We start from the raw sequence: 23,826 nt of genomic DNA, 5'->3' as shown, positions 1-23,826 counted from the left end.
TGTGAGAGGGTAAAGTCGGGTCCTGTGGTGTCATGCGAAGCTTGAGCATCAGACCTGCCCGTCCCGAGGACCTCCCGTCCCTGGTCGAGCGACTGGCCCGGCGGGAGTACTTCGCCGATCGCCTCGACCGCCAGGCAGGCCACCGAGGTGTGCTACTAATCGCCTGGCAGGACGATCTGGTGATAGGTGACGCCTACCTGTGGCTGGAACCGGCCGAGGAGCCGGAGATCCGCATCCACCTCCCAGGCACACCACTCTTCACCCAGCTGGAAATCCACCCTGCCCACCGCAGCAGGGGAGCGGGCACTCGATTGATCCAGGCTTCGGAGCGGTTACTGGCACAGCGCGGCTACGAGGACGTGGCCTTGGCAATCGAGGTGAGCAACGTGGAGACGGAACGCCTCTGCAGGCGTCTGGGCTTTCTTGAATGGCCGCATGGGGTAGTGAACTGCTACTCCTCAGTCGATGACAACGGCCATCGTATGGCCGAGGCCTGCAAGGTCCTGATCAAGAAGCTGGCGACTTAGGTCCAGAGAATGCCGATGTCCGCCAGTACCTTGTGGACATCGCCCCCACGGAAGTTCTGCCTGCTGCTCGGCTGGATTCGCTCCAGGTGGTAGCTCCAGGTTCGGCGATCTTCGCGCCACGCCTGTACAAAGGCCTCGCACAGCTCAGGCCGGATGACCTGGGAACGCCCAGACGCCGCCTTGAGCGAGTTGAGCATTCTCTGCCGCGAATCTGACGCCTTCATCATCAAGATCCTGTTCACGGTCTCGATGATGAAGTTCTGCCGCTTGCACAGGTAGCGCCGCCAGTAGTCGGTGTTGGCCTCTCGTAACGACCTTCCCTCGTGGAGAAGCCAGAAAAGCCCTTCTGCCAGGACGTCACCGAGTTCCTCTGCCCTGGCGCGCGTGTCGTTGGTGAACGGGTCATAGGGCTTCTGCCACGCGATGCCCGTCACTGCCGTAGGTGTGAGAGATTCACCGTTGAGCAGGAAGAACCAGTCCTCGTTGTAGATGTTGGGGAAGAAAGAAGGGCTCGATCTGGTCGAGACCGCGAGAGCACCGGCGCCGACGAACACGTTCCGATCTCCACCGACCTCGCGATGCGCATGGAAGACGACTGAGTTGTCGGGGTAGCCGTGAAGGTTCAGCCCGGCTGCGCCGAAGCGATCGGTGAGTGCGGCCGCCCTGCGCAGATCAGCTGGGTCGGGGACCTCTATGTCGTCGTCCAGGAAGACGATTCGTTCCCAGCCGGCCATTCGCGCGACGGCCAAACCCAGATTGCGCTTGTGGCTGGTGTCGGCGAACCTTCTGAACCGCGTCTTCTCCAGCAGGTCACAGGTTCGGAACCGCAGGAGCAGTCTCTCCGTTCGCCGTCCTGTGTCGATGGCGATCAGGGGCACGTCCACCTCTGCCACCCATCTCGCGATTGCACGGGCCGACGAGTGCTTGCTGCACAGCACTACGAGCACACACTTGAGCTGGAAGGCGAGTTCGACGGCATGCTTCAGCGCGTGCGGGTGACGGACGGACGGCACGATCATCGCGTCCACTTCGTCCTGGGGTGAGTCCCTCGGCGCGGAGTACAGCAGTCCGTGATGTGAACTGAGGCGGTGCTGGGCACGGATGCCAGAAACTCCGATCACCTCGCGGTCGCCGGCCATTCGTGCAGCAAGATCTCGGGGACTGTCCAGTCAGGTGTCACGACGGATCCCTCCAGGACCTGTACCCGGGAGATGATGCTGAACGTGTCGTGACCCGCGAACCGTTCGCACAGATAGGTGTTGTTGCGATCGCGGAACCGAGCGTCGGTGAGGGCGCGGACGACACCGAGCGTTCCTCTGGAGTGCTGGCCGTTGCAGATGGTGATGGTGCGTTTCCGGTTGAACGGGTTGGGCGAGCGGTAGAAGTGTGCGATGTCTTCCTCGAGAACCATTCGCCCTTCCACTTCGTTCAGCACGGGCCGCAAGGTCCTGCGTGCCGTGTCCATGATCTCGAACCCGCCTGGATCCGAGTCATAGGGGCGAGCCAGTTGCCTGACCGGTAGGTCGATGCGGTGCAGAACCGCGGCCGTGACCTGATTCCAGTCGATGCCGCCCAGCAGTACCAGGTGGCTGGTGTACTCGTCCGGGCTGAGTGACCGCGCTCCGGTGCGGATGTGCACGTTGTTGTTGGGGTTGAAGGCACGGATGTGCCCGTGCAGTTCGATGAGCGAATCGAGATCCGAGTACCGGTAGGACTCCACGTAGTCGGGATCGTCGGGGTCGACGAACGGCAGTTTCCCGAACCGAGCCTGAGGCACTTCCGAGCAGACGATCGTGATGTCTTCGTCGACGGGGAAGCGCCACAAGTTGTCGGTGGTCGGTGCGGTATCGCTCGGAGCCGGGTCTGTTAGCTGGTCGCGCAGTCCTGTGAGCTCGGCGAGCAACTCGTCACGACGCGTCTGCTCCTCTTCGGTCAGTTCTTCGATCAGCCGATAGGGCTGACGCTCGACCGACCGCACAGTGGCGAAGAAGATCGCATAGGCGTGGAGGCGGTGCGGCGGCGGCAGCACCGGGTCCTTCAGACGTTCCCACGACGAGATCAGCGGCACGCTGACGTCGAAAGCCTGGGCCAGTCCCTCCTGGGTGATGCGCTTGTCTGGCCAGCTTTGTTTGCGCAACGACCTCAGTCGTTGCGCAAGGTCGACGGCCGGATCCCCGGCGGAAGTCACGACATCACGTCCTCAGCTGAACTTCAGCCGTGTTGCGACGGCTCGTGTTGGCCCTAACTTTCACCGTAGAGCAGAGCTGGAGAGAACTGAAGTTCGCTGAGATCCGCCGGCCTCCCCTGTGAGGTCACGTGGTCGGCCTCGACTGCCGCGGCTGGGTGCACGTGCCTGGTGGCGAACCCGCCTGAAGGGGTTCGCCACCGGACACGTAGGCCTAGCCGACCGGGTATCACGTCCCACCTGGGTTCACAGTGCCCGTGAGAATCCGGGGTTACGCTGCGCGGGTGGAGCTCGCCGACCGGGATTCCGGGGTCGACCTGACGGAGCTGCTGGCCGCGTTCTCGCTGGCCACGGACCTCGGGCTGGGCCAGCCGATGGAGCACGTGCTCCGGTCGTGGCGGATCGCGGACCGGCTCGCCGAGCGCATGGGCCTGGCCGAGGACGAGCGGCGGTCGCTGTTCTACGCCGCGATGCTCGCCTGGGTCGGCTGCGTCGCCGACTCCCCGGAGGTCGCCGCGTCGTTCGGCGACGACATCGCGTTCCGCGCGGACAGCTACGAGGTCGACCTCGCCGGTCTCGCCGGGGCCGGGTTCTTCCTGCGGCGTGCCGGGCGCGGCGGGTCGGCGTGGCACCGGCTGAGGGTGGCGACCACGATCCTGACCACCGGCGGGCAGCACGTCGTGCAGGGCATGCAGTCGCACTGCGTCACGACGTCGACGCTGGCGGAACGCCTCGGGCTCGGTCCGGACGTCGGGCGGGCGCTGCGGCAGTTCTTCACCCGCTGGGACGGGCGCGGGGTGCCGGCGGGCGTGGGCGGGGAGGAGATCGCGCCGATCGTCCGGCTGGTGCACCTGGCCGACGTCGTCGAGGTCCGGCACCGCGTCGCAGGGCTGGACGGGGCGCTGGAGGTCGCCCGTGCGCGCCGTGGCAGCCAGTTCGCTCCCGACGTGGTCGACGCGTTCGTCACGCACGCTCCCGAAGTGTTGTCGGACATCGGGTCGGGCGACCTGTGGCTGCGGCGTCCGCTGACGGAAGGCGAACTGGACACCGCACTGGAAGCGCTGGCCGACTTCACCGACCTGCGCAGCGCCTCACGCGCCGGGCACTCACGGGGCGTCGCGGAACTGGCCGGTGCGGCGGCGCGCTCGATGGGGCTGCCGCTGAGCGACGTCGTCGCGACCCGGCGGGCCGGGCTGCTGCACGACATCGGGCTGCACGGTGTCCCGGCGACGGTCCTGGACCAGCCGGGACCGCTGTCGGCCACGGACTGGGAGCGCGTGCGGCTGAGCTCGTACTACACCGAACGCGTGCTCTCCCGGCCGGCCGCGCTGGCGAAGCTGGGTGCGATCGCGGCGACGGCCCACGAACGCCGGGACGGCAGCGGCTACCACCGCGGGCTGTCCGGTGCGTCGGTGCCGATGACCGGTCGCGTGCTGGCCGCGGCGTGCGCGTACCGGGCGATGCTCGAACCGAGAGCGCACCGGCCCGCGTTGACGGAGAAGCAGGCCGTGGCCGCCCTCCGGGCCGGCGCGCTCGACCCGGACGCCACCGAGGCCGTCCTCGCCGCCGCGGGCAACGGGGTGCGGCGGCGGGTGACGGGGCCCGCCGGGCTCACGCCGCGCGAGGTCGAGGTGCTGGTCCTGATCTCCCGTGGCGCGCAGACCGGCGAGGTCGCCGAACGGCTGGGCATCTCGCGCAAGACGGCCGGCACGCACATCGAGCGGATCTACACCAAGACCGGGGCGTCGTCCCGGTCGACCGCGACGTTGTTCGCGCTGCGCAACGGTCTGCTCGACCCGCTCGATCTGTAGGGAGAACGCCCGACGACACGGGCCGTTTCCGCTCCTAACGTCCTGTCTCCCGAAGATGAACGAAGGAGCGGACCATGCCGAACAAGGCCGTCGTCAGCCTGTCCACCGGACTCGAGGACCCGGAGAAGGTGACCGTCGCGTTCCTCGTCGCGGTCGGCGCCGCCGAGACCGGGCGCGAGACGCTGATGTTCCTGTCCAAGGAGGCCGTGCGCCTCTCGCTGACCGGCACCGCCGCCGGTGTCGCGTGCGACGGCTGCCCGCCGATCGCCGACCTGCTCAAGCGCTACGAGGTGGCGGGCGGCCGCTACTTCGTCTGCCCGCTCTGCTTCAACGCCAAGCAACTCGACGCCGACGGCCTCATCACCGGCGCGGAGCTCAACGGCACCGTGCCGATGTGGAACTGGATCGGCGACGAGCCCGCGACGACCTTCAGCTACTGACCGCGTGGCGGTCCCGCGAACACCGGGACCGCCACGTCGCGGCTCAGGACACCGCCACCGGGTGCAGCCAGCACGCCACCGACCGGTCGTCCCTGCTCTGCCCCAGCACCGGCACCCGGCTGCCGCAGACGTCCATCGCCTTAGGGCACCGCGGGTGGAACGCGCACCCGCCCGGCATCGTCCGCAGGTCCGGTGGCGAGCCGGGGATGCCGGACAGTTCCCGCTTCGGCCCCTTCAACGCGGGGAACGACCGCAGCAGACCGTCGCTGTACGGGTGCAGGGGAGCGCGGTAGAGGTCCTCCGACACCGCCTCCTCGACCACCTGGCCCGCGTACATGATCGCGATGCGGTCCGAGAACTCGACCAGCAGCGACAGGTCGTGCGTGATGAACACGACCGAGAAGCCGAGCCGCTCGCGCAGACCCACCAGCGTGCGCAGGATCTGCCGCTGCACCACCACGTCCAGCGCGGTGGTCGGCTCGTCCATGATCACCACGCTGGGCTCCAGGGCCAGGGCCATCGCGATCATCACGCGCTGGCGCATGCCGCCCGAGAGCTGGTGCGGGTAACTGTGCAACCGGTCCGTGGCGATGCCGACCAACGTCAGCAGCTCGCGGGCGCGGTCCTGGCGGGCTTTCGGGGTGGACCGGGCCGAGTGCGCCTTGAGGACGTCCATGAGCTGCGTGGAGATCCGCTGCACGGGGTTGAGCGAGTTGATCGCGCCCTGGAACACGATGGCGATCTCCGACCACCGCAGGCGCCGCAGCTCCGAGTCGCGCACCCGCAACAGGTCCACGGGCTCGCCGTCGGCAGGGTGGTAGATCACCTCGCCACCCGCCACGACGCCCGGCGGCGGCAGCAGCCGTGTCATGCCGTAGGCCAAAGTGGACTTCCCGCTGCCGGACTCTCCAGCGAGGCCGAGGACTTCGCCCCGGTGCAGCGTGAGGTCGACGTTGCGGACGGCGCGCACCGCGTTCGCGCCCACGCCGTAGTCGACGTCCAGTCCGCGCACCTCGAGAATGCGTTCCTTCATGACGTCTCCTTGGCGAGCACGGGGGTGAAGCCGACGCGCATCCGCACGCCGCGCAGGGAACCGGTGCGCAGGCGCGGGTTCACGTACTCGTCGATGCCGAAGTTGACCAGCGACAGAGACGTGCCGAGCAACGCGATCGCGAGGCCCGCCGGGACGAACCACCACCACGCGCCCTGGGCCAGGGCCTGCTGCGACTGCGCCCAGTACAGCACCGTGCCCCAGTTCCAGCCGCCCGCGTCGGACACGCCGATGAACGCCAGCGTGATCTCCGAGATCACCGCGAACAGCACCGTGCCGACGAAGCCGGACGCGATGACCGCGTACAGGTTCGGCAGGATCTCGAACAGGACGATCCGCCACGTCGACTCGCCGTTTGCCCGCGCCGCCTCCACGTAGTCCCTGCGGCGCAACGACAGCGTTTGCGCGCGCAGCACCCGCGCGTTCCACGCCCACGACGTCAGGCCGATCACCAGCGCGATCGTGAGGTTGCTGGTCTCCGGCAGCGACGAGGTGATGATGACGATCAACGGCAGCGCCGGGATCACCAGGAACACGTTCGACAGCGCCGAAAGCCCCTCCGACGCCGACCCGCTGAGGTAGCCGGCGGTGATGCCGACCAGCACCGACAGCACGGTCGCGACGACCCCGGCGACGGCGCCGACGAACACGACGCTGCGGGTGCCGGCGAGGACCTGGCTGAAGATGTCCTGACCGAGGTGCGTGGTGCCGAACCAGTGCTCGGCCGACGGCGGCTGCAGCAGGGCGTTGCTGCGCGTCGACGGGTCGAACGGCGCGATCCACGGTCCGATCACGGCGAGCAGGACGAACACGCCCAGCGCGATCAGACCGGTGAGCGCCTTGGCGTTGGTGCGCATCAACCCTCCCTGCGGGTGCGCGGGTCCAGCGCCAGGTAGGCGACGTCCGCGAGGAGGTTCGCCAGCAGCACGGACAGCGTGATGATGAGGAAGATGCCCTGCAGCAACGGGTAGTCCTTGGCGCCGACCGCCTGGAACAGCTGCAGGCCGAGACCGGGGTAGGAGAACACGATCTCCACCAGCAGCGTGCCACCGACGATGAACCCGAGCGCCAGCGCGAAGCCGGACACGTTGGGCAGCAACGCGTTGCGGGCCGCGTAGGCGAGCATCACCCGGCGTTCGGGCAGGCCCTTGGCGTGCGCGACCGTGACGTAGTCGTCCGACGACACCGTCACCATCATGTTGCGCATGCTGAGGATCCAGCCGCTGACTGACGACACCAGGATCGTGAAGCCGGGCAGCAGACCGTGCTGCACGGTGCTGCCGATGAACTGCCAGTCCCAGTTCGGCACCAGCCCGATCTCGTACGCGCCGGACGCGGGGAAGAAGCTCCCCGGACCGGTGAGCAGCGCGATCGCGACCAGGCCGAGCCAGAAGTACGGGATCGACGACACGAACGTCGTCACCGGGATCAGCGAGTCCGCCCACGTGCCGCGCCGCCAGCCCACCACGGCGCCCGCGGCGGTGCCGAGGAGGAACCCGATCACGGTGGTGATGCCGACCAGGCCGACGGTCCACGGCAGACCGTCGCCGATCACGTCCGACACCGGGCTCGGGAAGAACGTGAACGACATCCCGAGGTCGCCCCGGAAGAGCTGGCCGAGGTAGGAGAAGTACTGGCTCGCCAGGCTCTCGTTCTTGTCCAGTCCGAAGAGGACGTACAGCGACCGGACTGCTTCACTCGTCATCTGCCCGCGCTGCTTGGTGATCAGCGCCTGCACCGGGTCGCCCGGGATCATCCGCGGCACGAAGAAGTTGATCGTGACCGCGGCCCAGGCCGTGAGCAGGTAGAAAGCCAGCCGCTTGAGGAGGTAGCTCACGACGCCTCCTCCTCGCGGTAGAGCCAGCACGCGGCGAAGTGCCCGTCACCCAGCTCGAACCGCGGTGGGACGTCCGTGCGGCAGACGTCCATCGCGAACGGGCAGCGCGGGTGGAACCGGCAGCCCGGCGGTGGTTCGATCAACGACGGCGGTTCGCCGGCCCCGCCGTCCTTGTCCTCCACCGCCGGGCGGTCGGGGTCCGGCGCGGACTCGATCAGCAGCTGCGTGTACGGGTGCGCGGGCTTCTGCGTCACCGTCTCGCTGCCGCCGCCCTCGACGACCTGGCCCGCGTACATCACCACGGTCTCGTCGGCGAAGTAGCGGGCGGACGCGATGTCGTGCGTGATGTAGAGGATCGACAGGTGCAGTCGTTCCTTCAGGTCCCGCAACAGGTTGAGCACGCCGAGCCGGATCGAGACGTCCAACATGGACACCGGTTCGTCGGCCAGCAGCACCTCGGGACTCGCGGCCAGTGCCCGCGCGATCGCGACGCGCTGGCGCTGGCCGCCGGAGAGCTCGTGCGGGTAGCGGTCGAGGTAGCGCTCCGCGGGCGTCAGGTGGACGCGGGTGAGCAGGTCCGCGAGTGACTTCTCCAGGTCGTCACCGCGGTTGCCGTGGATCGTGAGCGCCCTCGTGAGGTGGTAGCGGATGGTGTGCACGGGGTTGAGCGACGCGAACGGGTCCTGGAAGATCATCTGAACCCGCCGGCAGTACGCGCGGAACCGCCGCCCCCGTCCCCAGCCTCGTTGCACGGCCACGTTCTCGCCGTGCAACCGGATCTCGCCGGACGTCTGCGGGTAGAGCTGGGCGAGCAGCCGCGCGACGGTCGACTTGCCCGAGCCGGACTCGCCGACCAGCGCCGTGACGCTGCCCCGGCGCAACCGCAGCGACACCCCCTCGACCGCCCGCACCGCCTTGGGGGTGCGGGACAGCGCTGACCGGATCGGGAAGTGCTTGGTGAGGCCGTCGGCCTCCAGAACGATCTCTGTCGAGACCGCTCCGGAGACCGCCGGCACTACCTCGGCCGTCACGAGGCAGGCCTCAGCTTCATGACGATGTCGAGTGCGTTTTCGAGCGTGGGCTGCACGGGGGCGTACTGGTCGGAGTCGCTCGGCCAGCCCACCCAGTTCTTCGTGCTGTACTGGCCGCCACCGTTGGCGGCGGAGGTGATGATGACGGGCATGTCCTGCACGAAGATCTTCTGCAGCTCCTGCAACGCCGCGTTGCGCACCGACTCGTCGGCGGCGTTCGCGAAGTCGTCCAACGCCTTGGTGGCGGCCGGGTTCTCGTAACGACCGTAGTTGCCGTTCACACCGGGCGTGCCGATCGGCTTGTACAGCGCACCGTCCATGATGGACTGGTAGATGTCGTAGAGCGTCAGGCCGTTGTTGGTCCAGTGCATCGCGGCACCGAAGTCACCGGTGTCGAGCGCCTTGGTCCACGCGTCGGCGTTCTGCAGGTTCACCGTCGCGTTGATGCCGATCTTGGAGAAGTTGTCCTTGATGATCTCCAAGTCCGTGACGTAGTCCGACCAGCCGGACGGCACCGTGAGCGTGATCGTGACGGGTGCGCCGTCCTTGCCCTTCAGCGTGTTGCCGTCGAAGGTGTAGCCGGCCTCGGTCAGCGCCTTCTTCGCACCCTCGACGTCGACGGTCATCCTCTTGTCCTTGAACTGCGGGGCGATGAACGACTCACCCGCCGGCGTCGGGATGCCGGTGATGTTGTCGACCTTCGGGTAGAAGTAGCCCGCCTCGCCCTGCATGAAGATGTCGTCGCGGTTGACCACCATGTTCGCCGCGCGCCGCAGCGCCGGGTCGTCCCACGGCTTCGCCTTGGTGTTGAACCACAGGCCGTGCACGCCGAGCACCGGCGGGAACCACAGCTTGTGGTTCTTCTCGTCCTTGCTGGTGTAGGCGGCCTGGTAGTTCGGGATGAAGACGAAGCTCCACTCCGCGGCACCCGTGGCGAGCGCGTTGGTCTGCGCGTTGTTGTCGCTGTAGGAGGTGTAGCGCAGCTCCTTGACCTTCGGGAGCTCCTGCCAGTACTTGTCCCGGATCGACAGCGTCACCGTCTGCGGCGTGAACGACTTCAGCGTGTACGGGCCGCTGCCGATCGGGTTCTTCAGCGTCTCGGTCGACGGGTTGGCGAACGTCGACCACTGGTGCTTGGGCACCACGAACTGCTCGAGGATCTTCTTCTGGTTGACGAACTGCGACTTCGGGAAGCCGACGGTGACCTCGCTGCCGGAGAACGAGATGTCCTGGTACGGCACGCCTTCGATGTTCAGCCCGGGGTTGGTCTTGAGCAGCTCGAAGGTGTACGCCACGTCCTCGGCCGTCAGCGGCTTGCCGTCGGACCACGTGACGCCGTCGCGGATGGTGAGCGACAGCTTGTGGAAGTTCTCCGACCAGGTGAACTTCGTTGCCAGCCAAGGCTTCGGCTGGTCTGTCACCTTGACCTCGTTGACCATGGCGAGCGGTTCGAAGAGCAACCGCCGGTAGCCGAGCGACGAGGACGCAGACGAGTTGAGGAACGGGTTGTTGTTCTCCGTTTGCGGTCCGTTCGGCATACCCACGTTCAGGACGCCGGCGGCGTTGCCGGTGCTACCGGGGTTCGTGGCCGAACAGGCGCCGGTGAACGCCAGGGCGGTCGCGGTGACGGCAGCGCAAACACGCCTCATTCTCATGGAAACTCCTTGTTCTCCAACGAAAGCGAGAAGAATCAAGTGAGCGCTGGGAGGAGGTGACCGCGCGTGCCATCGCGGGTGAGGCCGTGGAGGCCCTCTGGTCGCCGTAGAGTAGACGCCTGACCTCACGCGCAAGTCAATAACGAAGAGGTCACGACCCGAGGCTTATTTTTAGGCGCGAACTAACCTCGGCGCCCATGGTGCGTACTCGGGCGACCGTGCGGGACCTCCGCCGGCAGAACCGGTCGGTGCTCTTGACGGCCCTGTTCCTGGACGGCCCGCTCAGCCGTCAGCAGCTCAGCGCGGCCACCGGACTGAGCGCGGCGACAGCCAGCACGATCACCGGCGAGCTGCTCGACGAGGGCCTGCTGGTGGAGGCCGGCTCGGTCGACTCCGACGGCGGCAGACCGCGCGTCCTGCTGCGGGTCAACCCCGCGTTCGGGCACGTCATCGGGGTCGACGTCGGCGAGACGGGGATCAAGGTCGAGCTGTTCGACCTCGCCATGACCCGTCTGTCCACTGTGGATCGGCCGATCGCCGCGGTGGAGCCCGTCGCCGTCAGCGAGGTGATCGCGGCGGGCGTCGACGAGGTGCTGGCGGCAGCGGGCGTCTCGGCGTCGTCGGTGCTCGGCGTCGGCGTCGGTGTGCCCGGCACGGTCGAGCAGGGGAGCTCGGCCGTCGTGCACGCGCAGACGATCGGCTGGGACGAGGTCCCGCTGGAGAAGATGATCCGCGCGGCGGGCGTCGAGCCGCCGCTGCTCGTGGAGAACGGCGCGAAGACCCAGGGGCAGGCCGAGATGTGGTTCGGCGCCGGTCGGGGCGCCCGGCACGCGGTGATCGCGCTGGTCGGATCCGGTGTCGGCGTGGCCGTGGTGACCGGCGGCGTCGTGCACCGCGGCGCGACCAGCAACGCGGGGGAGTGGGGCCACACCACGATCGCCTACGGCGGACGGCGCTGCCGGTGCGGGGCGCGCGGCTGCCTGGAGGCGTACGCGGGCGCGGAGGCCATGCTCGCCCGGTACCGCGAGGCGCTGCGGCGCAAAGATGTTGCGCTCGACGAGCAGTCCGCACTGGAGGAGTTGCTCACGTCGCGCTCCGCCGTCGCGCGCCGGGTGGTGGACGAGTCCGTGGGCTACCTGGGCGCCGGGATCGCGAACCTGGTGAACCTCTTCAACCCGGAACGCGTCGTGCTCGGCGGCTGGGCCGGACTCGCGTTCGGTGCCCGGAAGCTGGACGAGATCATCGCCGCGACGGCCGAGCACGCGCTGCGCCACCCGTACGGCCAGGTGCGCATCGAACTGGCCAGGACCGGCCCCGACGCGGTCGCGGTCGGCGCCGCGACACTCCCGGTCGCGGTGCTGCTGGAGACCGGCGCCGATCCGCGCGCCACCAGAAGGGACCTTCCGACGCATTGACAGCGGCGCCCCCGCACCACGACTCTTTGGAGAGCGCTCTCCAAGGAGGTTCCCGGTGCTCGACGACCACGAGCTGGTCAGGCTGGTCGGCAAACTCGACCTGCCCGCCAAGGTGCGGCTGCTGGCCGGCGGCTCGGTCTGGCGCACCTGCGCCGAACCGTCGATCGGCCTGCGCGCCCTGACGTTCTCCGACGGCCCGGCAGGAGTCCGCGGCCCCGGCTGGGACGAACGCCGCACCTCGCTCGCCCTCCCGTCCCCGACCGCGCTCGGCGCCACGTGGGACGAGGACCTGGTGCGCAGGCTCGGCGCCCTGCTGGCGGACGAGTCCCGGCGCAAGGGCGTCGACGTGCTGCTGGCACCGGTGCTGAACCTGCACCGCACGCCGTACGGGGGCCGCCACTTCGAGTGCTTCGCGGAGGACCCGCTCCTCACGTCCAGACTCGGCGTGGCCTACGTCGAGGGCGTCCAGTCCCGCGGCGTGGCGGCCGCGCCGAAGCACTTCGTCGCCAACGAGACCGAGACCGACCGCCTCACCCACGACGTCCGCGTGGCCGACCGCCCGCTGCGCGAGCTGTACCTGGCACCGTTCGAGGCGGTGGTCGCCGCCGGCGCCTGGGCCGTGATGTCCGCGTACAACGGCGTGAACGGCCACCCGATGTCGGAGAACCCGCTGCTCACCACCCCGTTGAAGGACGAGTGGGGCTTCGACGGGGTGGTGGTGTCGGACTGGGGTGCGGTGCGGACGACCGCGGAGTCGGCGTCGTCGGGGCAGGACCTCTCGATGCCGGGGCCGTGGGGGCCGTGGGGCGACTTGCTGGTGGCCGCGGTCGAGGCGGGGGAGGTGGCGGAGAGCGTGGTCGACGAGAAGGTGCTGCGGCTGCTGCGCCTGGCCGCGCGGGTGGGGGCGCTGGAGGGGACGGCGGGAGGCGCGCCGGTTGAACGGGTGGGGGAGCGGGAGGGGACGACGGGAGACGCGTCGGCTGAGCGGGTGGGGGAGCGGGAGGGGACGACGGGAGACGCGTCGGCTGAGCGGGTGGGGGAGCGGGAGGGGACGACGGGAGACGCGCCGGCTGAGCGGGCAGGGGAGGAAGGGCCTGGGGGAGGCTCGCCGGTCGAGCGGGCGGCGGTGGCCGAGGAACCGCTGCTCGCGGCACCGGCCAGCGGTGTCACAACCCTCGCCGCTCTCGCCTCGACCGCTGCCCCGACCGCCGCCCTCGCACCAAGCGCCGGCCCCTCCGCGTCCGCCCCCTCCGCCGCCGACACCGCCCTCCTCCGCGAAGCGGTCGCCGCCGGCACCGTTCTCCTGCGCAACAACGGAATCCTCCCCCTCCTCCCCGGCAGAACCATCGCCCTGATCGGCCCCGGCGCCGCCACCCCGCGCGTCCAGGGAGGCGGCAGCTCCGGCCTCTACCCGGACGCCGTGCACACCCTCCTCGACGCCCTCACGCAACGAGCCGAGGTGATCCACGCCCCCGGCGTGCGCATCGACGACCGCCCCACCCCCGTGACCGCGCCCGTCCTGGTCCGCGTGCTCGGCCGGAACGACGAGGTGCTCTTCCGCGAACATCGCCTTACCGGCCGCATCCTCGAGACCGAAGAGCTGCCGGACGCCGAGGTCCTGGAGATCAGCACGAGTCTGCACGTCACCGAGACGGGCCGGTGGCGCCTGGCGGTGGCGGGCTACGGCCGCCTGACCTTGGACGTCGACGGCACGAGGGTGCTCGACGTCCACCAGCCCGTCGACACCGACGACCCCGCCGTCAAACACCTCAGCCCGCCCCACCACGAGGTGGAAGTGCAGCTCGGCGAAGGTGCCGACGTGGAACTGGTCGCGCGGCGGGAACTCGGCCACGACAGCGGCATGGCCTCGCTGCTCGCCGCCGATCCACCCCGGCCCGACGCAGCGCAAGAGTTCCAGGCCGCCGTCGACGCCGCGAGCAAGGCCGACGTCGCCGTGGTCGTCGTCAGCACCACCGAGGACATCGAGAGCGAGGGTCGCGACCGCGGCACCCTCGCGTTGCCGGGGAAGCAGGACGCGCTGGTCAGTGCGGTGTCCCTGGCGAACCCGAACACCGTCGTCGTCGTGAACTCCGGTGGCCCGGTGCTGCTGCCGTGGCGCGACGACACCGCCGCCGTGCTGCTCACCTGGTTCCCCGGGCAGGAGGGCGGCAACGGTCTCGCGGACGTCCTGTTCGGCGCCCGCGAACCCGGCGGCAGGTTGCCGACCACTTGGCCCGCAAAGGAATCCGACGTGCCGGTCGCGAACTTCCTGCCCGTCGAAGGGGCGGTGGACTACGACGAGGGCCTCGACATCGGGTACCGCGCCTGGGCCGCGCACGACGCCGAGCCCGCCTACTGGTTCGGCCACGGGCTCGGCTACACCACCTGGGACTACGAGGAGGCGCGGGTCGAGCACGACGTCGTGCGGGTCAGGCTGCGCAACACGGGCCGGCGGCGCGGGCGCGAGGTCGTGCAGGTCTACCTGTCACGTCCCGGCAGTGCCGTGCCGCGGCCGCCGAGGTGGCTCGCGGGCTTCGCGAGCGTCGTGGCCGGACCCGGTGAGGTGGCGTACGCGCGGATCGAGATCCCGCACGAGGCCGTGCGCCACTGGGCGGGGGAGTGGCTGGTGGAGCCGGGGGAGTTCACCGTCCACATCGGATCCGACGCCGGGTGCGCACGACTGCGGCTCGCGTTCCGGGCGCGGTAGAACGGATCATGGTCAAGGGCACACCGACGCTCGAGGACGTCGCGCGGGTCGCCGGGGTGTCCCGCGCGACCGTGTCGCGCGTCGTCAACGGCACCCGCAACGTCGACCCGCTGCTGCAGGAGACGGTGCGCGACGCGATCGAACGGACCGGGTACATCCCCAACCACGCCGCCCGCTCGCTCGTCACCCGCCGCACCGGGACGGTGGCGCTGATCATCTCCGGCGCGGGCGGCGGGTCGGACGTGTTCGTCGACCCGTTCTTCGGCCGGGTCACCGCCGGGGTCGTCGACCTCCTGCGCACCCGCGGGGTGCACCCCGTGCTGATGCTCGCCGACACCGACCGGGCCAGGTCCGAGGTGGTGGAGTTCCTCCGGCAGGGCAGCACGGACGGGGCGCTGCTGGTCACGACGCACGCCGCCGAGACCCTGCCGGACCGGTTGCTGGAGGCGGGCGTCCCCGCCGTGCTCTTCGCGCGGCCGGGCCGACCCCTGCCGGTCAGCTACGTCGACCTCGACCACCAGGCGGGCGGGCGGCTCGCGGCCACGCGGTTCGCGGAGATCGGGCGCACGCGGGTCGCCGCCATCTCGGGGCCGTTGGACGTGCTCGCCAGTCAGGACCGCCTCACCGGGTTCCGCGCTGCCTTGGCGCGCGCCGGATTCCCCTACGTGCCAACGGTCGAGGGAGGCTTCACGGCGGAGAGCGGTGCCGACGCGATGGGGCGCCTGCTCGTCGAGTACCCGGAGGTCGACGGGGTGTTCGCGGCGAACGACCTGATGGCCCAGGGGGCGCTGGACGTGCTGCGAGCTCAGGGAAAGCGCGTTCCCGAGGACGTCGCCGTGGTCGGGTTCGACGACAGCGCGCCCGCGCTGGCCTGCCGGCCGCCGCTGACCACGATCCGCCAGCCCGTCGAGCGGATGGCCGCGACGATGGCGGAAGTGCTGCTCAGGACGTTGGACGACCCCGAGGAGCGGCCGCGGTCGATCATCTTCGAACCGGAACTCGTGCTCAGGGCGTCGGCGTGATTGACCTGTCCGACACCACGCGTTAATCTACGGGAGAGCGCTCTCCCGACGCCCGGTGCCACGGGCGTCACCGTTCGGGCTCACTCGCCCCAAACGTGTCAGGCAGGCTCATGAGCTCTCCCCTGTCGAGGGCGGCCGGGTTGTCGGTCGCTGCCCTTTGTCTCGTGACCACCGCAAGCATCAGCACCGCTCCCGCCGGCGCCGCCGGCTGCGGCACCACCAACGTGGCGCTGAACAAACCAGCCACAGCCTCGTCCGTCGAGGGCGGTGGCACGCCCGCCTCCGCCGCGGTGGACGGCAACGCGGGCACGCGCTGGTCGTCGCAGTTCTCGGACCCGCAGTGGCTGCAGGTCGACCTCGGTTCCACGCAACAGGTCTGCCGCGTCGCCCTGAACTGGGAAACGGCGCACGGCAAGGCTTTCCAGGTGCAGGTGTCCGACGACGCCGGCTCCTGGCGCGACGTCTACTCCACCACGACCGGCACGGGCGGGAACCAGTCGCTCGACGTCACCGGCTCCGGCCGGTACGTCCGCGTGCTCGGCACCCAGCGCGGCACCGGCTACGGCTACTCGTTGTGGGAGCTGGGCGTCTACACCGGGACGCCGGACGTCCCGGTTGTCACGCCGACCGACCCGCGCAACCCGGACTTCGGCCCGAACGTGTACGTCTACGGCCCTGGTTCGTCGCAGGCGGAGATGCAGTCCCGCCTGGACACGATCTCCGCGCAGATGAAGACGAACCAGTTCGGGCCGCAGCGCCACGCGGTGCTGTTCAAGCCCGGCACTTACAACGCCGACGTGAACCTCCGGTTCTACACCCAGATCGTCGGTCTGGGTCTGATGCCGGACGACGTGAACATCAACGGCCACATCAGGGTCGAGGCCGACTGGCTGCAGCAGGGCAACGACCCCAACAACCTCGGCAACGCGACCCAGAACTTCTGGCGCGGCGCGGAGAACCTGTCCGTGACGCTGCCGGCGAACCAGGTCGAGCGCTGGGCGGTCTCGCAGGCCACCGCGTACCGGCGGATGCACCTGCGCGGCCAGGCGCACCTGTGGAACGGCTACGACGGCTGGGCGTCCGGCGGCCTGATCGTCGACAGCAAGATCGACGGCACCGTGGTCTCCGGTTCGCAGCAGCAGTTCCTCACCCGCAACAGCAACCTCGCGGGCGGCTGGGCAGGCTCCGTGTGGAACATGGTGTTCGCGGGCACGCAGGGCGCGCCGACCGACCACTTCCCGGACCCGTCGCACACCGTCGTCGACACCTCCCCGGTGACGCGCGAGAAGCCCTACCTGTACTTCGACAACTCGGGTGAGTACCGGGTGTTCGTCCCGGCGCTGCGGCAGAACTCGCGCGGCACCAGCTGGGAGAACGGCAACCCGGGCACCTCGGTGTCGCTCGCGGACTTCTTCGTCGTCAAGCCCGGCACCCCGGTCGCCACGATCAACGCGGCTCTCCAGCAGGGCAAGCACCTCCTGCTCACGCCGGGCATCCACCAGCTCGACGACACGATCCGCGTCACCCGCCCGAACACCATCGTGCTCGGCCTCGGCCTGGCCACGCTGACGCCGACCACCGGCAGGGCGGCGCTGACGACGTCCGATGTGGACGGTGTGAAGCTCGCGGGCTTCCTGGTCGACGCCGGCGTGCAGAACTCCCCGGTGCTGCTGGAGATCGGCGACTCGACGACGACCGACCACGCGGCGAACCCGACGTCGATGCACGACGTGTACCTGCGCGTCGGCGGGTCGCAGGCGGGCAAGGCGACGACGAGCCTGCGCGTCAACAGCCGCAACACCATCATCGACCACACCTGGGTCTGGCGCGCCGATCACGGCGAAGGCGTGAGCTGGACGGCCAACCCCGGCCAGAACGGCGTCGTCGTCAACGGCGACAACGTGACGGCGTACGGGTTGTTCGTCGAGCACTACCAGCAGCACAACCTGGTGTGGAACGCCAATGGCGGCCGGGTGTACCTGTACCAGAACGAGTTGCCGTACGACCCGCCGAACCAGGCCGCGTGGATGAACGGCTCCAAGCGCGGCTGGGCCGGGTACAAGGTCGCCGACAACGTCACCACGCACGAGGCGTACGGTGTCGGCGTGTACGCCTTCAACCAGGCCGATCCGAGCATCGTGACCGACAACGGTTTCGAGGCGCCCACCCGGTCCGGTGTGCGCTTCAAGCACCTGGTCACCGTGTCGCTCGGCGGCGTGGGCACGATCGCCAACGTGATCAACGGGGTCGGCGGCGTCGCGAACGCCACCACCCAGGTCCGTTACCTGGTGAACTATCCGTGAGCCTGATCGGCGTGCTCTCCCGGGACTCCCTTCCCGGTGAGAGCACGCCCGCTCTGGCGGGCATCGGACACGCGGCGCACAGGGTGGGCAGTGGCCTGCTCCTGTGCGCCGATCTCGACTTCGTGGACACGCGGCACGTGGCCCTGAGCGGCTGCGTCCTGCTCGACCGCACCGCCGACGAGCACGACCTCGCCTGCCTGGCCGACCACGCGATCCCGTTCGTCTCGATAGGCCGGCGCGACAGCACCTCCAGACAGATCCCCTACGTGGACGTCGACTACGCCGCGGGCGTGCGCGATCTGGTCGCGCGCACCGCGGCGTTGGGCCATCGTCAGGTCGTCTACATCGGACTGCCGAGCGGCACCGCCTCCGTCGAACGCCTGCGCGGTTTCCGCGCCGCCGCGGACATCTGGGGCGTCAAGGGACTGCACGCTCCCGCCGTCTGGCTCGATCAACTGCTGCGCATCGGCGTCACGGCCGTGATAGCGGAACACCCCGACGACGCCGCCGCACTCGTCCGTGCGGCGCGTCGCCGGGGTGTGTCCGTTCCGGACGACCTCTCGGTGCTCACGCTCGACGTGCCGGAGACCGACCTGGTGGGGCTCACCGGGTTGCGGGTGCCGAGGTGGGAGACGGGCCGCCGTGCCGTGCACCTGCTGGCCCGCCTCCCGCAGAAGCGTCCCCACGAACTGCTGGCCTGCGAGTTCGTCGAGGGGACGACGCTCTCAGCGCCGCGCTGACGTCACCGCGGCAACCGGTAGTCCGGTCCGAGTGCGGCACCCCGGTGGGGCTTGTACTGGTCGTAGCCGCGCGGGTCGCACTGCAGCCCGCCGTTGATGCAGTGCCGGACCAGTGCGGCCTGGGTGGGTGCGTCCCAGGCGTTCATGAAGTCGTAGTGCCAGGTGTAGCCGCGGCCGCTGGAGAGCCGTACGCGCGACATGTCGCCGGAGACCGGGAACGCCATCTTGAACTCGATCATCGGCACCGCCACGGGATGGCTCGGCGGGCACACGAGCGTCGCGCGGTCCGGGTAGGCCATGTGCGACTTGTGGTCCGCCGAGTCGAGGTCACGGCCGTTCCAGCAGCTCGGCGCCTGGAAGCGGACGTTGAGCTGGCTGCCGGGAGCGCACCAGGACGGGATGTCCCAGTTCTTGAAGCTGTCCCCGCACTCGAAGCCCTCGACCGCGCCGGGGTGGTCGCGGAACTGCTCGAGCGTCGAGGTGGGACTGCCGACGACGAACCGCATGCCCGGCGGGAACGGCACGACGTCCTGGTACTTCAGGATTCCCGACTTGTAGTAGACGACCTGGTTGCCGGTCGGGCGCACGACCTGGTCGCCGTTGAGCACCGAGGGGAACCAGTACGCCGACTTGTCGTCGGGCGTGACGCAGTTGGTCTGACCGGCCTTGAGCGAGTCGTTGGTGCTGCTCGCGTTGGTGGAGTTGTTGCCGAGGAACGTGTGCAGGTGCGACGCGCCCGGCAGGCCGGGGAAGACGATCGGGTCGTCCGGGCGGTCCACGGCGAACGCGCAGTTCGCCTGGAACTCGTGGTGGCTGACGTAGTCGTCGGCCTGTGCCGACTGGACCGCGAACGCGGCCGCGACGAGGCTGGCCGCGACGGCCAGCGCGCTGAGCTTGCGGGACAACGGTGTCCTCCTGCCGATGTGGGGAACCGGCTGGGAGAGCGCTCTCCCGGTTAGCGTCCCGCCCCGCTTCCGAGGTGTCAAGGGGCCTGTTGACATCGCCGAAGTCTGTTCGTAACGTACGACGCCAGGGTTGGGAGAGCGCTCTCCCGCACCTCACCCCACCCGAACCCCTGCAGGAGACGCCATGCACCGCCTCCGCATTGCCGGCACGGCACTCGCCGTGCTGGTGGGACTGGCAGTCGTTCCGAGCACGGTCAGCGCCGCGCCCTCGCTGCTGTCCCAAGGCAAACCCGTCACCGCCTCGACCGTCGAAGGCGCCGGCACGCCGGCCGCGGCGGCGGTCGACGGCAACCCCGGCACCCGCTGGTCGAGCACGTGGAGCGACCCGCAGTGGTTGCGCGTCGACCTGGGCGCGACCTCCACCGTGACCAGGATCGAGCTCGACTGGGAAGGCGCCTACGCGACCACGTTCGACCTCCAGGTCTCGGCCAACGGCGACTCCTGGACCACCCTGCGCTCCGTCACCGGCGGCACGGGCGGCAACCAAGGCTTCGACGTGTCCGGCACCGGCCGGTACGTCCGGATGAACGCGACCCAGCGCGCCAACGGTTACGGCGTCTCGTTGTGGGAGTTCCGCGTCTTCGGCGAACAAGGCTCGAACCCGCAGCCGGGCAGCGGTGTCCGCGTGACCGGCTCCCAGGGCAACTGGCAGCTCACCGTCGACGGTGCGCCGTGGACGGTCAAGGGCCTGACCTGGGGTCCGCCCGCCGCCGACGCCGCGCGGTACATGCCTGAGCTGAAGTCCATGGGTGTCAACACCTTGCGCACGTGGGGCACGGACGCGTCGACCCGTCCGCTGCTGGACGCGGCCGCCGCCAACGGGTTGCGCGTGATCAACGGCTTCTGGCTCCAGCCGGGCGGCGGTCCGGGCTCCGGCGGTTGCGTGAACTACGTGACCGACACCGCGTACAAGGCCGACATGCTCGGCCAGATCCGCCAGTGGGTGACCACGTACAAGGACCACCCCGGCGTTCTCATGTGGAACGTGGGCAACGAGTCCATCCTCGGCCTGCAGAACTGCTACTCCGGCGCCGAGCTGGAGACCCAGCGCGTCGAGTACGCGAAGTACGTCAACGAGGCCGCCCGCGCCATCCACGCCATCGACACCACCCACCCGGTGACGAACACGGACGCGTGGACCGGCGCCTGGGTCTACCTCAAGGCCCACGCGCCCGACCTCGACCTGTACTCGGTGAACTCCTACGGCAACGTCTGCAAGGTCCGCCAGGACTGGATCGACGGCGGCTACACGAAGCCGTACATCCTGACCGAGGCCGGCCCGGCGGGCGAGTGGGAGGTTCCCAACGACGCCAACGGTGTCCCTGCCGAACCCACCGACGTCCAGAAGCGCGACGGCTACACCCAGGCCTGGAACTGCATCACCGCCCACGCCGGCGTCTCGTTCGGTGGCACGTTGTTCCACTACGGCACCGAGTACGACTTCGGCGCCGTCTGGTTCAACCTCACCCCGGCAGGCAAGAAGCGGCTCTCGTTCTACTCGGTGCAACGCGCGTTCGGCGGCGCCACCCCGTCGAACACCCCGCCGGTGATCTCCGCGATGAACCTCCCGCAGACGATCGCGGCCGGTGCGCCGCTGTCGATCGACGTGGCGGCGTCGGACCCGAACGGTGACACGATCACGTGGTCGGCGGCGTTCAACAGCAAGTACATCGACAACAGCGGCGGCTTGGCCGGCACCCCGGTGCAGGTCAACGGCAACCGCCTGACCGTCACCGCGCCGGACCGCCTGGGCGTGTGGAAGGTCTACGTGATGGCCGAGGACGGTCGCGGCAACATCGGCATCGAGACCAGGTCCGTCCGCGTCGTCGCTCCGCAACCGGCCGGTGTGAACGTCGCGCAGGGCAAGCCCGTCACGGCCTCGTCCTACCAGCAGGTCGGTGACGGGGCCCCGTTCCCGCCGTCCAACGCGGTGGACGGCAACGGCACCTCCCGCTGGGCCACGGACTGGTCCGACCCGCAGTGGCTGCGCGTCGACCTCGGCGCCGTGACCACCTTCCAGCACGTGCAACTGGTGTGGGAAGGCGCCTTCGGCCGTGCGTACGAGATCCAGGTGTCCGACAACGGCACCGACTGGCGCTCGGTCTACGGCACCACGACCGGCAACGGCGGCGTCGACTCGATCGACGTGACCGCCACGGGCCGCTACGTCCGCCTGCACGCCACCCAACGCGGCACCGGCTGGGGCTACTCGCTCTACGAGCTCGGCATCTACCGCCGCTGACCATTGCGGACCGGCCGGGTCTCCCCGGCCGGTCCTCCTCGCGCGACAAGGAGTTCGATGCACAAGCTCACCAGGTTCATCGCGGCCGGCGCGGCCTCGGCCGCCCTGCTCCTCGGCACCGCGCCCCTGTCGCACGCCGAGAACCCGGTCCAGGTGGACGTGGGAGGAGCCGGCGACGCGACGTTCCTCCCCGACAGCTTCGGCACCGGCGGCCTCACCGACACGAAGCCGGCCGACAAACGAGCGCACACGACGTTCAGCCGCACCGTCGCCCACCCGATCCCCGCCGAGATCTGGTACACCGCCCGGCACCTCGAGTCGGCCTACGAGCTGACCGGCCTCACCGCCGGCGGCACCTACGAACTACGGCTCTACTTCCTCGACTGGTACTTCACCCGTCCCGGTCAGCGGATCTTCGACGTCGACGTGAACGGCACGCGCGTGCTGCGCGACTTCGACATCGTCGGCGCGGCGGTCGCGGCGGGGGCGGACGCGCCGCTGACGGCGTTCGGGGTGGAGAAGGACCTCGTGGTGACGGCGGACGAGGACGGGGTGGTGCGGATCGACTTCGTGCGCGGCAAGGAGAACCAGCCGCAGGTCAACGCGATCGCCCTCGTACCCGCGTCCTGACCTCGGAGATCCCGCTCCGCCGCAGCCGGATGACGACTCAGCCGAGATTCCCCTGCAGCACACTGGTTCCGTGCTCCTGCTGACCCAGCCGCTGCGCGGACACGTCCACCACGTGGTAGGTCCGGAGGTCGATCCCGGACGGGACCGGCAGGTCCGCCTGACCGCCCGCGAGCACCCCCAGCGGGATCATCGTGGCGGCCCCGTCGTAGAGCCACACCTGGTACAGGCCTTCGGGCGCCGGCAACCCGTCGATGACGACCCGCAACACCGTGCGATCAGCCGTGCGCACGACCCGCGCGGTGCCGCGAGCGGAAGCGAGCCCGGCCAGGTCGGCCTGTGCCACGACCTGTTCGGCGGGGGACGCGACCCGGTCCACCACGACCGCCCCGGCAGCACCGAGGACAGCCGCCGCGGCCGCGACGGCGAGCAGCTCACGCCACCGCCGACGAGGCCGAGACGGAGCAGTCTCGGCGGCGATGCGGTCCCAGACCTCCTCCGGCGGCGCGGGCAGGTCCCGTTCGCCGGCCGTCTCCCGGCCCACGGCGACCAGTTCCCGCAACGCGGCCAGGTCCGCGCGGCACGCGGCGCAGGTGAGCAGGTGGTCCTCTGTGGAGTGGTCCGAGGCCGGTTCGCCCAGCGCCATCAACGCGAGCAGGCCGGGGTCAGCGTGCGCCACCGTCCGCCTCCCAACGTTGCCGGAGCCTGACCATGCCGCGGCGGAGGTGGCTCTTGACCGTGCCCAGCGGAAGTCCGGTCGTCGCGGCGATCTGCTCGTGCGTGAGATCATCGTAGAAGGCGAGCAGGAGAACGCGCTGCTGGTGCGGAGGGAGCTCGCCGATCGCCTCCAGCACCACCATCCTGTCCACCACGCGCTCCGGCCGGACGGGCTCGTCCGACGGGGTGCCGGTGCTGTGCAGGGCCACGACGACGTGCTCCTGGCGGCCCTGCGAGCGCAGGACGTCGACGGCGCGTCGCCGGGCGATGGTCAGGAGCCAGACGAGCAGGCTGCCCTTGGCGGGGTCGTAGCTCTCCCGCTTCCGCCACGCCGTGACGAACGTGGTCTGCACGACGTCCTCGGCGTCCGGCCGGGACGGCAGACTCGCCGCCGCGACCCGGAGCACGGCCGGGGCGTAGCGCTCGTAGACCGCCCGCAGCGCCCCCTCCTCGCCGGCGACGAAGGACTTCGTGGTCTCGTCGAGGGTCTGGCCTGCGCCGGTCACGACGGGCTCCGCTCACCGGCAGGGGCGGGCCCGCCCACGACGTCG

Annotated in this window: 20 protein-coding genes; 10 read left to right on the top strand and 10 right to left on the bottom strand. The window is 69.7% G+C overall.

Features of this window, described 5'->3' with window-relative positions:
* Positions 1 to 41: 41 nt before the first annotated feature.
* Positions 42 to 527, top strand: coding sequence for a GNAT family N-acetyltransferase (locus tag ABZX02_RS18490; protein WP_355299623.1), 486 nt, complete (start codon positions 42 to 44; stop codon positions 525 to 527).
* On the opposite strand, the gene ABZX02_RS18485 is transcribed toward ABZX02_RS18490, so the two are convergent.
* Positions 524 to 1,666 carry a hypothetical protein gene (locus ABZX02_RS18485; protein ID WP_355299621.1) on the bottom strand — a complete coding sequence of 381 codons (1,143 nt, stop codon included), beginning with the start codon at positions 1,664 to 1,666 and terminating at the stop codon, positions 524 to 526. The two genes, ABZX02_RS18490 and ABZX02_RS18485, sit on opposite strands and share 4 nt — an antisense overlap.
* On the bottom strand, positions 1,645 to 2,715 hold the full coding sequence (locus ABZX02_RS18480; RefSeq protein ID WP_355299619.1) for a helix-turn-helix transcriptional regulator: 1,071 nt from the start codon (positions 2,713 to 2,715) through the stop codon (positions 1,645 to 1,647). Before ABZX02_RS18480 ends, ABZX02_RS18485 begins: the two co-directional genes overlap by 22 nt.
* 281 nt (positions 2,716 to 2,996) lie before the next feature.
* On the opposite strand from ABZX02_RS18480, the gene ABZX02_RS18475 reads away from it, so the two are divergent.
* On the top strand, positions 2,997 to 4,523 hold the full coding sequence (locus tag ABZX02_RS18475) for an HD domain-containing phosphohydrolase (RefSeq protein WP_355299618.1): 1,527 nt from the start codon (positions 2,997 to 2,999) through the stop codon (positions 4,521 to 4,523).
* 74 nt (positions 4,524 to 4,597) lie between these two features.
* The gene (locus tag ABZX02_RS18470; RefSeq protein ID WP_355299616.1) at positions 4,598 to 4,963 is read left to right on the top strand and encodes a peroxiredoxin; all 366 of its coding nucleotides are present in this window, start codon (positions 4,598 to 4,600) and stop codon (positions 4,961 to 4,963) included.
* 43 nt (positions 4,964 to 5,006) lie between these two features.
* On the opposite strand, the gene ABZX02_RS18465 is transcribed toward ABZX02_RS18470, so the two are convergent.
* Genes ABZX02_RS18465 through ABZX02_RS18445 form a run of 5 tightly spaced genes read right to left on the bottom strand, consistent with a single transcriptional unit; the run spans position 5,007 to position 10,531 of the window.
* The gene (locus tag ABZX02_RS18465) at positions 5,007 to 5,996 is read right to left on the bottom strand and encodes an ABC transporter ATP-binding protein (RefSeq protein WP_355299614.1); all 990 of its coding nucleotides are present in this window, start codon (positions 5,994 to 5,996) and stop codon (positions 5,007 to 5,009) included.
* Complete coding sequence (locus ABZX02_RS18460) at positions 5,993 to 6,871, bottom strand: ABC transporter permease (protein ID WP_355299612.1); 879 nt, start codon at positions 6,869 to 6,871, stop codon at positions 5,993 to 5,995. The genes ABZX02_RS18465 and ABZX02_RS18460 overlap by 4 nt, the downstream gene beginning before the upstream one ends.
* A complete protein-coding gene (locus tag ABZX02_RS18455) occupies positions 6,871 to 7,851 on the bottom strand; it encodes an ABC transporter permease (RefSeq protein ID WP_355299610.1) in 981 nt (326 codons plus the stop codon). The genes ABZX02_RS18460 and ABZX02_RS18455 overlap by 1 nt, the downstream gene beginning before the upstream one ends.
* Positions 7,848 to 8,882: an ABC transporter ATP-binding protein gene (locus ABZX02_RS18450; protein ID WP_355299608.1), complete on the bottom strand. Its 1,035-nt coding sequence runs from the start codon at positions 8,880 to 8,882 to the stop codon at positions 7,848 to 7,850. Before ABZX02_RS18450 ends, ABZX02_RS18455 begins: the two co-directional genes overlap by 4 nt.
* A complete protein-coding gene (locus ABZX02_RS18445; protein WP_355299606.1) occupies positions 8,879 to 10,531 on the bottom strand; it encodes an ABC transporter substrate-binding protein in 1,653 nt (550 codons plus the stop codon). Before ABZX02_RS18445 ends, ABZX02_RS18450 begins: the two co-directional genes overlap by 4 nt.
* 203 nt (positions 10,532 to 10,734) lie before the next feature.
* On the opposite strand from ABZX02_RS18445, the gene ABZX02_RS18440 reads away from it, so the two are divergent.
* The 5 genes from ABZX02_RS18440 to ABZX02_RS18420 all read left to right on the top strand — a co-directional run bounded on the left by ABZX02_RS18440 (position 10,735) and on the right by ABZX02_RS18420 (position 18,724).
* On the top strand, positions 10,735 to 11,952 hold the full coding sequence (locus ABZX02_RS18440; protein WP_355299605.1) for an ROK family protein: 1,218 nt from the start codon (positions 10,735 to 10,737) through the stop codon (positions 11,950 to 11,952).
* Positions 11,953 to 12,007: 55 nt separating this feature from the next.
* A complete protein-coding gene (locus tag ABZX02_RS18435; RefSeq protein ID WP_355299603.1) occupies positions 12,008 to 14,659 on the top strand; it encodes a glycoside hydrolase family 3 C-terminal domain-containing protein in 2,652 nt (883 codons plus the stop codon).
* 8 nt (positions 14,660 to 14,667) lie between these two features.
* Positions 14,668 to 15,681, top strand: coding sequence for a LacI family DNA-binding transcriptional regulator (locus tag ABZX02_RS18430; RefSeq protein WP_355299601.1), 1,014 nt, complete (start codon positions 14,668 to 14,670; stop codon positions 15,679 to 15,681).
* Between the two features lie 110 nt (positions 15,682 to 15,791).
* Entirely contained in the window at positions 15,792 to 17,984 is a 2,193-nt protein-coding gene (locus tag ABZX02_RS18425) for a discoidin domain-containing protein (RefSeq protein ID WP_355299599.1), read from the top strand.
* Positions 17,981 to 18,724 carry a substrate-binding domain-containing protein gene (locus tag ABZX02_RS18420; protein WP_355299597.1) on the top strand — a complete coding sequence of 248 codons (744 nt, stop codon included), beginning with the start codon at positions 17,981 to 17,983 and terminating at the stop codon, positions 18,722 to 18,724. The genes ABZX02_RS18425 and ABZX02_RS18420 overlap by 4 nt, the downstream gene beginning before the upstream one ends.
* 2 nt (positions 18,725 to 18,726) lie before the next feature.
* Here the strand turns inward: ABZX02_RS18420 and ABZX02_RS18415 are convergent, their stop codons facing one another.
* Complete coding sequence (locus ABZX02_RS18415; protein ID WP_355299595.1) at positions 18,727 to 19,629, bottom strand: DUF1996 domain-containing protein; 903 nt, start codon at positions 19,627 to 19,629, stop codon at positions 18,727 to 18,729.
* A 184-nt stretch (positions 19,630 to 19,813) separates the two neighbouring features.
* Here ABZX02_RS18415 and ABZX02_RS18410 point away from each other — a divergent pair, with 184 nt between their 5' ends.
* Together ABZX02_RS18410 and ABZX02_RS18405 are read left to right on the top strand one after the other, a co-directional pair.
* Positions 19,814 to 21,931 carry a discoidin domain-containing protein gene (locus tag ABZX02_RS18410; RefSeq protein WP_355299594.1) on the top strand — a complete coding sequence of 706 codons (2,118 nt, stop codon included), beginning with the start codon at positions 19,814 to 19,816 and terminating at the stop codon, positions 21,929 to 21,931.
* Positions 21,932 to 21,988: 57 nt separating this feature from the next.
* The gene (locus tag ABZX02_RS18405; RefSeq protein ID WP_355299592.1) at positions 21,989 to 22,561 is read left to right on the top strand and encodes a malectin domain-containing carbohydrate-binding protein; all 573 of its coding nucleotides are present in this window, start codon (positions 21,989 to 21,991) and stop codon (positions 22,559 to 22,561) included.
* 37 nt (positions 22,562 to 22,598) lie between these two features.
* On the opposite strand, the gene ABZX02_RS18400 is transcribed toward ABZX02_RS18405, so the two are convergent.
* Both ABZX02_RS18400 and ABZX02_RS18395 read right to left on the bottom strand, forming a co-directional pair.
* Positions 22,599 to 23,237, bottom strand: a complete 639-nt coding sequence (locus ABZX02_RS18400; protein WP_355299591.1) for an anti-sigma factor — start codon at positions 23,235 to 23,237, stop codon at positions 22,599 to 22,601.
* Positions 23,224 to 23,781 carry a sigma-70 family RNA polymerase sigma factor gene (locus tag ABZX02_RS18395; RefSeq protein ID WP_355299589.1) on the bottom strand — a complete coding sequence of 186 codons (558 nt, stop codon included), beginning with the start codon at positions 23,779 to 23,781 and terminating at the stop codon, positions 23,224 to 23,226. Before ABZX02_RS18395 ends, ABZX02_RS18400 begins: the two co-directional genes overlap by 14 nt.
* Positions 23,782 to 23,826: the final 45 nt, after the last annotated feature.

This window comes from Lentzea sp. NPDC003310 (assembly GCF_040610935.1).
Classification (GTDB): domain Bacteria; phylum Actinomycetota; class Actinomycetes; order Mycobacteriales; family Pseudonocardiaceae; genus Lentzea.
This window is presented reverse-complemented; position numbering and strand designations above follow the sequence as displayed.